Annotated in this window: 7 protein-coding genes; 6 read left to right on the top strand and 1 reads right to left on the bottom strand. The window is 60.8% G+C overall.

Translation table 11 applies throughout. The annotated features are described in order from the left end of the window. Nucleotides 1-2 precede the first annotated feature (2 nt). From J2T60_RS09085 to J2T60_RS09075, 3 genes are all read left to right on the top strand, one after another. Entirely contained in the window at nucleotides 3-314 is a 312-nt protein-coding gene (locus J2T60_RS09085; protein WP_253448718.1) for an ABM domain-containing protein, read from the top strand. A 115-nt stretch (nucleotides 315-429) separates the two neighbouring features. After that, the gene (locus J2T60_RS09080) at nucleotides 430-3258 is read left to right on the top strand and encodes a S9 family peptidase (protein ID WP_253448716.1); all 2829 of its coding nucleotides are present in this window, start codon (nucleotides 430-432) and stop codon (nucleotides 3256-3258) included. 30 nt (nucleotides 3259-3288) lie between these two features. Then, nucleotides 3289-3831 carry a superoxide dismutase family protein gene (locus tag J2T60_RS09075; RefSeq protein WP_253448714.1) on the top strand — a complete coding sequence of 181 codons (543 nt, stop codon included), beginning with the start codon at nucleotides 3289-3291 and terminating at the stop codon, nucleotides 3829-3831. Nucleotides 3832-4088: 257 nt separating this feature from the next. On the opposite strand, the gene J2T60_RS09070 is transcribed toward J2T60_RS09075, so the two are convergent. Next, nucleotides 4089-5981, bottom strand: coding sequence for a GGDEF domain-containing protein (locus J2T60_RS09070; RefSeq protein WP_253448711.1), 1893 nt, complete (start codon nucleotides 5979-5981; stop codon nucleotides 4089-4091). Nucleotides 5982-6183: 202 nt separating this feature from the next. Here J2T60_RS09070 and J2T60_RS09065 point away from each other — a divergent pair, with 202 nt between their 5' ends. The 3 genes from J2T60_RS09065 to J2T60_RS09055 all read left to right on the top strand — a co-directional run bounded on the left by J2T60_RS09065 (nucleotide 6184) and on the right by J2T60_RS09055 (nucleotide 13498). Beyond that, nucleotides 6184-7299, top strand: a complete 1116-nt coding sequence (locus tag J2T60_RS09065; RefSeq protein WP_253448692.1) for a pyridoxal-phosphate-dependent aminotransferase family protein — start codon at nucleotides 6184-6186, stop codon at nucleotides 7297-7299. Nucleotides 7300-8020: 721 nt separating this feature from the next. After that, nucleotides 8021-10855 carry a hypothetical protein gene (locus tag J2T60_RS09060; protein WP_253448689.1) on the top strand — a complete coding sequence of 945 codons (2835 nt, stop codon included), beginning with the start codon at nucleotides 8021-8023 and terminating at the stop codon, nucleotides 10853-10855. Between the two features lie 24 nt (nucleotides 10856-10879). Beyond that, a complete protein-coding gene (locus J2T60_RS09055; RefSeq protein WP_253448686.1) occupies nucleotides 10880-13498 on the top strand; it encodes an efflux RND transporter permease subunit in 2619 nt (872 codons plus the stop codon). Nucleotides 13499-13522 lie beyond the last annotated feature (24 nt).

The raw sequence follows: 13522 nt of genomic DNA, 5'->3' as shown, positions 1-13522 counted from the left end.
GCATGAATGAAGCCAATTTCGTGATTCTCTATCGCTGGCGGATCAAGCCCGAGCAGGAGGAGCATTTCGCCCGTCACTGGTCGGCGCTGATGGCGCTGTATCAGCAATTGTTCGGTGCGGTGGGCGGACGCTTGCACCAGCGCGAGGACGGCCTGTGGATTGCCTATGCCGAATGGCCCAGCCGGGAACAGTATTTTCTGGCCATCGAGCGCGGCATCCCTGATGAATCCATCGCGGACGCCATGAACGAGGCGGTCCGGGAGCGTCTGGAGCCGGAGTTCATGGAAGTTCGCCGGGACGTGGCCCCGCAGTAGGCTTGTCCGACGAGGCATGCCTGATCATTGAACCCGGCGGCCGGATTACCGTCACAAAGCAGAGCTTTCTTATTCCGACAGTATCCATCTCAACCAAGAACCAATAAGGTTTCCGATGATTCAGAGAAAACCGTTGTTGCTTACCCGCTTGCCCCTGCTTCTTCTGACAATGGCCCTGCTGGCCTTGCCCTTGCAACTGCTTGCCAAGCAGGCGTTGGATCACAGCATCTACACCGAATGGCAGGAGATCAAGGAACAGAGCCTGAGCCCGGACGGCCAATGGCTGGCCTGGTCCATGGCCCCCGAGGAACGGGATGCCACGCTGGTTTATCGTGCCAGCGATGGTGGCGAGGCCACCGAGATCGAGCGCGGCGAAGACCCTCGTTTCAGCCATGACAGCCGTCATCTGGTCTTTCGCATTGCCCCTGAGCGGGAAGCGGTGCGTCAAGCCCGTCTGGATGAGAAACCGGAAGAGGAGCACCCCAAGCCCGACCTGGGGGTGGTGAGCCTAGACGATGGTCAGCTTCATACCTTTGACCGGGTGGAGGAATTTGCCCTGCCGGAAGAAGCGGGCGGTTGGTTGGCCTGGCGTCACGCTCCGCCGCTGCCGGAAGAGGATGAAGAGAACAATGACGAGAACGATGAAGACCAGCGGGCCGATGAAAAGGACCCGGGCACGGAGCTGGTCCTGCTGAATCTCGAATCCGGTGAAAAGCAGCGTTTCGACCATGTGGCCGACTTCGCGCTGTCTCCCAATGGAGATCGCCTTGCCTTGGCCATCCGCACCCCGGATGGGGAGGGCGATGGTGTCAAGATAGTGGACAGCCAGGGTGATTCCGCCTGGGCCTATCAGGGCGAAGGCCTTTACGAGGGGCTGGTTTTTGATCCGGCCGGTGAGCAGCTGGCTTTTCTGGCCCGGCTGCAAGATGAGAACGAAGATCGCAGTGAGCCCGCCCGCTCCCTGCATCTCTGGTCCGCGGACGCCAGTGACACTCGCCGTCTGGCCGACGAAGGGTCCGGTTTTCTCCGGGATGATTGGCATGTGAGTGAACATCGCCGGCCTGAGTTTTCCGACAGTGGTGAGCGCCTGTTCTTCGGCACCGCCCCGGATCCCATCGAGGAGATGGATCAGGAGGACAAGCTGGACGAGGAAAAGGTCGGGGTCCAGGTCTGGCACTGGCAGGATGACCGTCTCCAGCCCATGCAGGATCAGGAGCTGGAGCAGGATCAAAAGCGTAGCTACCTGGCCGTGGCCCATCTGGCGGATGACAATCGCCTGGTTCAGTTGGGCCGGACTGAAATCCCCGATGTGGAATTGGCCATGGACGGGGATGCCCCGGTCTTTATGGGCCTGTCCAATCTGCCCTATCAAAAGGAAATCTCCTGGGACTTCCCCCGCTATTACGATGCCTGGATTATTGACGTGGATTCCGGCGAAGCGGAGATGGTCCTCAAGGCGGTGCAGTGGCAGCCGACCCTGTCGCCGGCCACCGGTCATGTGAGCTGGTGGGACGGGGATCAGAAGACCTGGTTTGCTCTGGACCTGGACAGCCGCGAGGCCACGGACCTGGGTCAGGCCATTGATTACCGCCTGGATAGCCATCGCAACGATCGTCCCTTCCCCAACCCGCCCTATGACAACATTGCCTGGGTGAAAGACGATGCAGCGGTGCTGGTGCATGACCGCCATGATGTTTGGTGGGTGGACCCGGCTTCCGGCGAGGCCCGGAACCTGACCGCAGGCGAGGGTCGGGAAGCGGACTGGAATTTCCGTCTGCTGAGCTTCCCGGAGGATGAGGATTACATTGATCCGGAACAGCCCCTGCTGGCCACGGCCTTTGATGAACAGAGCCGAGACCATGGTCTCTTCCAGTTGGACCTGGATGGCGAATCCTCGCCCGTTGAGCAGGTGATGAGTGCCCATCGTTATGACTTTTTGGCGCGGGCGGAGGACGGTGATGCCATTCTGTTTACCCGTGAGAGCTTCCAGGAGTTCCCGGACCTGCAGGTAGCCGAGGATCATCGTCTGGAATCGCCCCGCAAGCTTAGCGAGGCCAACCCCCAGCAGTCGGATTACCGTTGGGGGCAGGTGGAACAGGTATCCTGGGAGAGCGAGACCGGCAAGCCCCACGAGGGCCTGCTGTTCAAGCCGGAGGATTTCGATCCCGAGCAGGAATACCCCATGATCGTGTATTTCTACGAGCGGGCCTCGGATACCCTGCATAGTCACCGGCCGCCCCAGGCCCATCGCTCGGTGATCATTCCCACGTTCTATAACAGTAACGATTACATCGTCTTCGTACCGGATATCTGGTATCGGGAAGGCTATCCGGGTGACAGCGCCCTGGAGGCCATCATGCCCAAGACCCGAGCCCTGGCCGAAGAGCCCTGGATTGATGCCGATCGCGTAGGCATTCAGGGCCATAGCTGGGCCGGTTACAAGATCGCCTACATGGTGGGCCATACGGACTTCTTCAAGGCCGCCGCTGGTGGTGCACCGGTCTCCAATATGACCAGTGCCTATGGCGGTATTCGCTGGCGCACCGGCATGAGCCGCATGTTCCAGTATGAGCGGACCCAAAGCCGGCTCGGCGTCACCCTGTGGGAGGACAAGGAGCTCTATCTGCACAACTCCCCCCTGTTCCGGGCGGATCAGATCAATACACCCCTGCTGATGATGCATAACGATGAGGATGGGGCGGTGCCGTGGGAGCAGGGCATTGAACTCTTTACCGCCCTGCGGCGGCTGGATCGTCCTGCTTGGCTGATCAACTACGAAGGCGAGCCTCACTGGCCCACGACCTTCGCCAATCGGGAGGACTGGCAGATTCGTCTGCAGCAGTTCTTTGATCACTATCTGAAGGACGAGCCGGCGCCCCGCTGGCTGGAGTCCGGTATTCCGACCCTGGAGAAAGACGCTACACTGGGTCTTGAGACTGAGTAATCGGACAGGAGTGATGGCATGAGATACGGCATGAGCTCGATCGCCCTTCTGGCTTCGGCCTTCCTGATGGGAGGCGTGGCCCTGGCGGATGATTATGATGACAAGGACAAGGCTTCCATGGCGACGGTCGCCTTCCAGGATGAGGATGAGAATGAATTGGGTGAGGCCCGTATCCAGGAAGGCCCCAAGGGTGTGGTGATTCGTCTGGAGCTGGATGGCTTACCCGCCGGCTGGAAGGCCATTCATGTGCACGAGAAGGGGACTTGTGACGATCACCATGAGGGCTTTACCGCCTCCGGGGGTCACATCGATCCCCATGGCCGTGAGCATGGCCTGCTCAATCCCGAGGGCCCGGAAATCGGGGATCTGCCCAATATCTGGGCCAGTGACCAGGGCCGTGTCAGGGCCGAGATTTATGGTCCGGGCTTGAGTCTGCATGGTGAAGGCAATGGCCTGCTCCACGGTGACGGCACGGCCATGGTCATCCACGAAAACCCGGATGATCACACCAGCCAGCCCATCGGTGGCGCCGGCAGTCGCATTGCCTGCGGCGTGGTTCGCCCCGCCGACTGAGCCTTCCATTCAAGTGCTTGATTGATGAAAAGCCCTTGCCGGTAACGGCAAGGGCTTTTTTGTGGTTTTTCGACGAGTTAACAGACGCATTGGATTAACTCATTACCCATGCACCAATAGCAGAAATTCAAGCCGTGAAGTTAAAACAAAAACCAACACCCTCAGCTGGCTTTGGCTTCGATTGGGGTGCCTTAGTAGAGGGTTGTGAAGTATAGGGATGTGAGTAGATGGTTGTGGATGATGTGAGCTTTGGGGCCTTACGCAGCATCCTCCATGGCGACGACTACGCGGTTCCTTCCCTGCTCCTTGGCATCCAAAACCGCCTGATCGGCGCGGCGGAAGACCTTCTCCGGGGGTTCCTGTTCGCCGAACTCGGCCACACCCACCGACAGGGTCAGGGGATAGCGCACCCCTTCATGTTCAAAGCCGGCGTCCTGAATCATTACGCGCAGCCGTTCTGCCACCTGCCGGGCCGCCTCCAGCTCGGTTTCGGGTAACAGGATAACGAACTCCTCGCCGCCGAAGCGGGCTGCGAAGTCGGTGGTGCGCAGGGTCTCGCGGATCAGATCTGCCACCTGTCCCAGAGCTTCATCACCCGCCAGATGCCCCAGCTGATCATTGACCAGTTTGAATTCATCCAGATCGCAGACCGCCAGACTGAGAGGCCGATCATGCCGACGTTGGCGTTCCACTTCATACGCTAGGCGCTTTTCATAGCCCCGGCGGTTGGGGAGATCGGTCAGGGGATCGATGGCGGATCGGTCTTGGGCCTTTTTCAGCCGCTGGCGCAGCTGGTTGGCTTCTGCCTCCATTTGCTCGAGCCGCTGCTCCATGGCGGCCATGCGTTCTTCGGCCTCGCTGTTCGCATCCGCCTCGATGCGCTGTCGTCGGTTGAGGTGTTTGTTGAGCCGGTTCAGGCGTTCATTGATGGCTTTACCCAGGCTGCCCATGTCCTGCTTTTGGTCCATGGCCGTACGGATATCGTGAAGGTCCCGTTCAAGGGCGGCATCCACCTTGCGTCCGGCTGCTGCCGTGCGAGCCCGGGAGGCACGCTCCGAACCCACGAACCCTTCCAGCTCCGAGAGCCGGCCCAGCACGGTTTCCAGGAACTTCTTCAAGGCCTGGCGTTCCCGGTCCACGGCCCCCTGAAAGCGCTGCAGCAAATCCGCGGTGGCTTCCAGCCAGTTTGCGATGCCGGCCGGATCCGCCAGGGCCTGACGGGCCTCCTTGGCCAGGGCATCCGCCTCTTCGCGCAGTTCTTCCGGGAAACGCAATTGCGCCAGAACGTGTTTGCCCGCCTTGATGGTCTTTCGGGGCTTGGCCGTGGGGCCTTGGGCCGGGCTTCCGGTCTGCTCGCCATCGTCGTTGGCGCTTTCGCCCGGGCGGGCAGGTGTCTGGGGGGTGTTGTCCCCCGGTACAGCGGCCGTATCCAATGCCCCTTCCACCAGACTGACCAAACGGCGACAGACTGGCAGCAGGGCCTGGCTGCCTTCCTGCTCCAGTTGCCGGGTTAGCGCCTGGGTTTCTTCCGGCGGCAGTCGCTGGGACAGGCTGTTGAGCAGGGAGCTGACTGCAGCTACCCCGGCGTCATTGTCGCCCTGCTGTTTGCCGCCCCGGCGCAGCCATCGGCTGACACCCCGGTTTTCCTTTTCCACCTGACCAAAGGTTTCCAGTAGCTGGTTTTCCAGGGCCTCGGCGGTCTGCTTGAGTTCCCGGGTGCCGGCATCCTGCAGCCGGCTTTGCAGGCTGAGCAGGGTCTCGTCATCCGGATGCCGAGTCTTGATCAGCATCAGTATCTGCAGGAGCAGGCGTCGCAGCACCTGTTCCATTGATCCGCCGGTCTCCGGCAGGCGGATATCCTTCTCAGCCTGGTGTCGCAGAAAGCGGCCCATGCGCTCGATGGTATCCAGCACTTCTTCCAGGGCCGCATCACCACGGGCATTCTGGCGGATTTCTTCCAGATAGCGGCTCAGCTGGGAATCGCCGCCCATGCCGGCCATGGCTACCTGAGCCAGGGCGCGCCGCAGTCGCCGTTCCATTTCCCGGGCTTCATGTCCCTGGGCTTCCAGGCTGTCCAGAGCCTCCCGGTAACGTCGTTCCCAATGGGCCTGACCGTCTTCTTCGGGAGGGGTGCCGGATTGATCGTTCATGGTTGCTCCGCCAAGTGGGCGATCAGCAAAAGATATCATGTCAGCCTGCCCCAATCCCGGGGCCTCCCGATCGATGGTGGTGAATCCCCGACCGCTTCCTGCGACAATGCGCGCTTCCCGTTATCCGGCAGGTCAATGACTATGAGTGGTGACCGAAGAGGTGTTGCTGCTGGGCGACTGGGTGATGCAGTAGGAGAGAGCAATGAGCAATCAAGGGTTTTATCCACCGCAGCGGCTGTTGATGGGCCCGGGTCCATCCAATGTGTCCAGGCGCGTCCTGGAGGCCACGGCACGACCCACCATCGGGCATCTGGATCCCTTGTTCGTGGATTTCATGGACGCCACCAAGGGCCTGCTGCAATGGCTGTTTCGTACGGACAATGCTCTGACCCTGCCGGTCTCCGGGCCAGGCACGGCGGGAATGGAAGCCTGCTTTGCCAATCTGCTGGAACCGGGGGATGAGATCGTCATCTGTCGCAACGGAGCCTTTGGTCAGCGCATGGTGGAGATGAGCGAACGTATGGGAGCCCGGGTCGTGGTGGTGGATCAGGACTGGGGCCGGGCGGTGGACGTGGACGCCGTGGAGGCCGCCCTGAGCGTACACCCCGATGCCCGGATCCTTGCCTTCGTTCACGCCGAGACCTCCACCGGGGCCCGCTCCGATGCCCGGGCTCTGGCCCGTCTGGCACGTGAGCATGATTGCCTGAGCCTGATGGATTGCGTAACCAGTCTCGGGGGCATTCCGGTGGAACTGGATGCCTGGGAGGTGGATGCGGCCTATGCCGGCACCCAGAAATGCCTGTCCTGCCCACCCGGCCTGTCGCCGGTAAGCCTGAGCGAACGGGCCGCGGCCCGTATCCGGGCGCGGGAAAAACCGGTGCAGAGCTGGTTCATGGATTTCAGCCTGGTGATGAGCTATTGGGGCGGCGGCGGCAAGCGGGCCTATCACCATACCGCCCCGGTCAATGCCCTGTACGGCCTGCATGAGGCCTTGCTGGTGTTGCAGGAAGAGGGATTGGAGGCGTCCTGGGCCCGTCACGAACGGGTGCATGGAGAGCTGGTGGCGGCGATGGAGGATCTGGGCCTGGCTTTTCTGGTGCCGGCCGATGAGCGTCTGCCCCAGCTCAATACCGTCAAGGTACCCGAGGGGGTGGATAAGGCGGCGGTCCGGGCGCAGTTGCTGGATGAAGGCATTGAGATCGGTGCGGGGCTGGGGCCGCTGGCCGGGAAGGTTTGGCGTGTCGGGTTGATGGGGGAGAGTGCCCGATCGGAGAGTGTGGCGCGGTTGCATCGGGGGTTGAGGCAGGCGTTGTCGTAGGGGGGGATGATTTATAGCGCGCTGGCCCATTAGAGATCATCAACGGCCGCCGGGTCATCGAAGCCAAAGCCAGCTCACCTCCACCACTGCTTTAATTCAGGAGGATCGAGTGCAGGGTGGGACTGGCCAGGGCTGTGCGCGACAGGGATGTCGCGCCCAGAGCCCCAAGGATGGGTCCATGCGTCCCTGGACAGTTCCACCCTGTACTCGAGCCGTGAAATTTAAGCAGAAAACAATATCCTCAGCTGGCTGTGGCTAGAAAAGCCGGTAGTCGCCTAACGGAACAGCGCCTTAATTTGCCCAATGGGAACACTGAACAATCTTTAGAGCTGCTGCGTGCCAGCGCTTGGTCAGGTCGGATTGTTTTGGAGCGAGTTGAGTTTAGCCAGCCGATAGGAATGGTTTTCTTTCACGGCTTTTACGGCTCGAGCACATGGTGGAATTGTCCAGGGACGCTGTAAATCCGTCCCTGAGACGCTCTGGGCGCGACATCCCTGTCGCGCACAGCCCTGGCCAATCCCACCATGTGCTCGATCCTCCAGACTGAAAGTAGTGGTGGGTGTGAGCTGGCTTTGGCTTCGTTCCGCTTGCTTATGTAGCTAACTTCTTGAGGGGATAAAGCGACGATATTTGCGCTGGGATAGGATGGGGTTGCAGAAGGGAAGGGGATCGTGACAGTGAGTTTATTAAGACATCAAGGAACGACGCTAAAGGGGGCGTAATGAAAGTGGGTCATGGTATTGGGAGGGGGTTGCTGCTGTGTCTGGTGATGATGCCACTGACACTGTGGGGGCAGGCCAATCCCTGGTTGGAATGGCGCAGCTTCGACAGCGAGCATTTCCAGGTGCATTATCCGGCGGAGCTGGAAGCCACCGCGCGCCGGGCGGCCGGGATTGCCGAGGCGGTGCATGAAGAGCTGAGTGCCGGGATGGACTGGCAGCCAAGCCGGCCCACCCATCTGATTATCAATGACCAGTTTGATCAGGCCAACGGCTGGGCCACGCCACTGCCGCGCAACACCATCACCCTGTATCTTACCCCGCCGGATGGGCTCAACAGCCTGGCCCAGCACGATGGCTGGTTGCGGCTGCTGATTACCCACGAGTATCTGCATATCCTGCACCTGGACAAGGCCGAGGGTTTCCCCAAGGGGGCGCGTCGGGTGCTGGGGCGTCATCCTTTGTTGTTTCCCAATCTATTCAATCCCACCTGGATGATTGAAGGCCTGGCGGTGCATGTGGAAAGCGATGCCGAGCACGGCATTGGCCGCAGTCAGTCCAGCTTGTTTGAAATGATGTTGAGAGAAGAACTGGCGGACGGCTTCAAGCCCTTCGACCAAGTGGGCATGGATGGCCTGAGGGATTGGCCCGCCGGCACCACCCCCTATCTCTATGGGGCCTTCTTTTTTCGCTATGTGGCCGAGACCCGGGGCGAGGAGACGGTGCAGGCCCTGGTGGATAACTACAGCAACAACATCATTCCTTATCTGCTCAATCGCAATCTTCGTCAGACCCTGGCCCGGGACGGCGAGGCCCTGTGGTCGGATTTCGAAGGCTGGGTGCAAGACAACTTGATGCCGGTGCGCGAGGCGTCGGTGGAGGCGGGTCTGGTGGCCGGTGAGCGGCTTACCGAGCATGGTTTCAGAACCGCCTCCCCTCGGGCGGTGGCCGATGAACAGGGCGAGCGGGTTTATTATCTGCGTTCCGATGCCCGGGCCGAGCCGGCCCTGATGGTCTGGGATGAGGATAAGGGACCCCGGCATCTGGCGGATCTCAATGCGGGGGCCCGTATTGATGCCCACCCGGAGGCCGGCGTGCTGGTGGCCATGCCGGAGGTCTGTCGCAACCGCAATCACTATTACGATCTTTATCACTGGCAGCCCGACAGCCGGCGCCTGCGTCGTCTGACCCACTGCAGCCGCTATCGCGATGCCGTCTGGCTGCCCAATGGGGAAGGTATGGTTGCCGCCCGCATCGAGGCGGGGCAGGCGCGGATTGATCGCCTGGATGCCCGTGGTAGGCGCCAGCTGACAGTGTGGCGGGGCGAGCAGGACGAGATTCCCGGCCGCTTGGCCATGTCGCCCCAAGGCGATGCCCTGGCCCTGAGTCTCTGGCGGCCCGGGATCGGCTGGGGCCTGTATCGCCTATCCCTGTCCCATGGCCGACTGGAGGACCTTGGGATTTCCGGCATGATGGTGGGGGATGTTCGCTATGCCGCCGATGGACGTTCCCTGCTGTTCAGCAGCGACCATGGTGGTATTTTCAATCTCCGCCGCCTGGATTTGGACAACGGGCAGCTCACCACTCTGAGCCGGGTGGCGGGAGGGGCTTTTGCACCGACCCAGGCCCAGACAGGCTCCGACCTGTTCTATATCGGCTATTCCTCCGAGGGCTATGATCTTTATCGCCTGCCCCTGGACGAGCAATTGCTCGAGCCCTTGCCAGAGCCCCCCACCTTCCAGCCCAGGGCCGAGGTGGGCGAGGCGGTAGCAGGTGAGGACCGTGCTTACCGGCCCTGGTTGACCCTGCCGCCCACCAGCTGGACGCCCTTGCTGGCGGCCAGTGAATCCACTGTGGAAGTGGGGGCCCTGATTGAGGGTAATGATGTACTGGGGATTCACCGCTATTCGGCCGGGGGTTTGCTGGAACTGACCGAAGGGCTGGCCTCCGGTGCGCTGTCCTATCGCTATGCCGAGCGCTTGCAGTTTGGTCTGTCTCGCCAGCATGACTATTACCAGGCGGAGCTGGACGGGGAGGACGAGCAGTCCTTAATCCGGGCCCGGGCCGAGGACCAGGTGGATCTGGTCTGGACCCTGCCCTGGATTCGTGACGACTGGATGCTGGCAGGCCATCTTGGCGGGGCCTGGACCCGGGAGTCGGATGTATTCAATCATGACATCACTGAACCCTGGCCCACACGACGCAGCGGTGCGGCCGGTGTGGCCATCAGTTGGGATGACAGCAGCCGCTATCTGCATTCGGTCAGCCGCAGTCATGGTCGCCAGATTCGCTTCGTGGCCGAGGACAATAGTGTTTTCGGCAGTGATTACAGCGGCCTGGTTTACAGCGTAGACTGGCGGGAATACCTGCCCCTGAGTGGCGAGCATGTACTGTATCTGCGCGGGGTACATGCCTGGGGCAGTAATAACCCCCGGCCTTTCCGCCTGGGTGATGCCCATGCGGCGGATCTGTTGGATACGGGCGGGCTGTTTGATCGCCGTCGCTATGCCCTGCGTGGTTATGATCGCCTTGAGACTGGCCGTCGTCTGCAATTGGCCACGGCCGAATGGCGTTTTCCCATTGCCCGGCCACAAAGGGGTTTCACCCGTTTTCCCCTGGGTGCCCACCAGTTCTCGGGGCGTCTGTTTGCCGAGGCGGGTGCCGCCTGGGATTCGGGCAGCTCACCGGACGATTACCGGCGCAGCGTTGGCGGCGAGTTGCTGGCGGATCTGAACCTGTTCTACCGTGCCAATCTTCAATTGCGTCTGGGCCTGGCCCGTGGCCTGGATGAAGAAGAAGATACCCGGGCCTATCTGCTGCTGAGCAGTCCCTTTTAAAACCCATCGTTTTCAAGGACCCTCATGTTCGCATTCATTCGAGCCCTGTATTACCGCCTGACCCTGGATCACGGCTGGATTGTGCTGTTGCTCATGGTGGCCCTGCTGGCGGCGGCCGCCACCCAGGTGCGCCACTTCCATCTGGATGCCTCGGCCGAGTCCCTGATGCTGGCCGGCGACGAGGATATGCACTATTACCGCAAGGTGCGTGCCCAGTACGGCTCGGATGATTTCCTCATCGTGACCTTCACGCCCGAGGCGGCGTTGTTCAGTGATGAAAGCCTGGAACAGCTCAAGGTTTTGCGGGATGAACTGGTTAACGTGGAGTCGGTGGCCTCGGCCATGACCATCCTGGATGTGCCGCTGCTGCAAAGCCCGCCGGTGACCTTTGATGAGGTTCAGTCCGATATCCGGACCCTGTCCGATCCGGATACGGATCGGGACCTGGCCCGCCAGGAATTCCTGGAAAGCCCCCTTTACCGTGATCTTCTGATGAACCGGGACGCGGATACCACGGCCCTGCTTTTGACCCTGGAACAGGATGAGGAACTCTATGCCCTGCTGCAGCGCCGGGATGCCCTGCGTATTCAGGAAGTGGAAAGTGGTCTGAATGCTGAAGAAGTCGCCGAACTGGCTTCCGTGGAAGCCGACTACCGGCAAGCCAGTCGTGCCCATCAGGCAGAGCTGGAATCCACCATTGCCGATGTTCGCCGGATTCTGGATGCCCATCGCAATGGCAGCCGCATTCACCTGGGCGGGGTGCCCATGATTGCGGTGGACATGATCGAGTTCGTGCGCAATGACATCGCCACCTTCGGGGTGGGGGTGGCCCTGTTCATTATTCTCCTGTTGGCTTTTACCTTCCGGCGACTGCGCTGGGTCTTGTTGCCGGTGGGGGTTTCCGGCGGCGTGGCGCTTGGCATGACTGGCTTCCTGGGTTTCATGGACTGGCCGGTGACGGTGGTCTCCTCCAATTTCATTTCCCTGGTGCTGATCATCACCCTGTCGCTGATGATCCACCTGATCGTGCGCCACCGGGAGTTGCATCAGGCCCATCCCGAGGCGGATGGGCGATGGCTGATGGCGGAGACCATTGAAAGCAAGTTCAAACCTTCTTTATATACCGCACTCACCACCATGATCGCCTTCGGGGCCATGGTCTTTGCCGATATTCGCCCGGTGATGGATTTCGGCCTGATGATGGTTTGTGCCGTGGCCTTTGCTTTTGTGCTGACCTTCGCGGTGTTTCCCGCCGGCTTGGCACGCTTGAAGCCGGGCCCTCTGCCCACGCTGAGTCGGGACTATACGGCCCGTTTCAATGCCCGGGTGGCGGAACTGGTCAGCGGCCGGGAATTGCGGGTGATGGGGGTCTTCCTGCTGATCGCGATGATTGCTGCGGTGGGGATTACCCGCATTACGGTGGAAAATCGTTTCATCGATTATTTCAAGTCGGACACCGAGATCCACCAGGGCATGGCTCTGATCGACCAGGAACTGGGGGGCACCACGCCCCTGGATGTGGTGTTGGATCCCAGTCAGGCCTATCTGGACGATGGCGACTGGGGGGCGGAACAACTGGCTGAAGAAGCCGGTGATGACGCCAGCGAGGCCGGGGAGCCGGCTTCTACCGAGGAGAGGGATGAAGCCACTTCGGAGGATGACGATTGGGATGACGACGAGTGGGGGGATGATGACTGGGGCGATGACGATTGGGGTAATGGTGAATTGGACCGGGACGGTCCGGTAGGCGGCTATTGGTTCAATGAATACCAGGTGGATGTGATGGAGGATATTCACAACTACCTGGAGTCCCTGGACGAGACCGGCAAGGTGCTGTCGGTGGCCACCAGTCTCAAGCTCATGCGCCAGCTCAATCAGGGTCGCCAATTAAGCTCTTTCGAGATGGGCATCATGTTTGAGCAGCTCCCTGCTGACCTGCGGGAGATTCTCTTCGACCCCTATATGACCGACGATGGCGACCAGATTCGTTTCGACATTCGGGTGATCGATTCCGATCCCAATCTGGAACGCGACGCCCTGCTGAAAAAGATCCGCTCTGACCTGATGCGTCAATTCGACCTGGGCGAGGAGCAGATCCGTCTCAGTGGGATGCTGGTGCTCTATAACAATGTGATGCAGAGCCTGGTGCGTTCCCAGTGGGTGACCCTGCTGGTGGTGTTCTCGGCCATGATGCTGATGTTCGCCTTCCTGTTCCGCTCCCTGAAAATGGCCTTCATCGGTCCCCTGCCCACCCTGGTGGCCTCCATCTCGGTGATGGGCCTGATCGGTTGGGTGGGGCTGCCCCTGGATTTGATGACCATGACCATCGCGGCCATTACCATTGGCATCGGGGTGCATGACACCATTCATTACACTCACCGCTTCCAGTCGGAAGTGGCGGACAGCGGCAGCTATGCTCAAGCGCTCCGGGAAAGCCACCGCCAGGTGGGTCGGGCCATGGTGTATACCTCGGTGATTATCATCGCCGGTTTCTCCATCCTGACCCTGTCCAACTTCATGCCGACCATTTATTTCGGTCTGCTCACCGGGGTGGCCATGACCTTTGCCCTATTGAGTAACCTCTTTTTGCTGCCGGCCCTGCTGGGGCAATTCCGCCCCTTCAGCACCGGCAATGGCAACTGACAAGAAACCGGACATACGGGGCCG

The organism is Natronospira proteinivora (genome assembly GCF_024170465.1).
GTDB lineage: Bacteria > Pseudomonadota > Gammaproteobacteria > Natronospirales > Natronospiraceae > Natronospira > Natronospira proteinivora.
The sequence above is the reverse complement of the archived record's forward strand: the minus strand, read 5'-3'. Positions and strand labels throughout refer to the sequence as shown.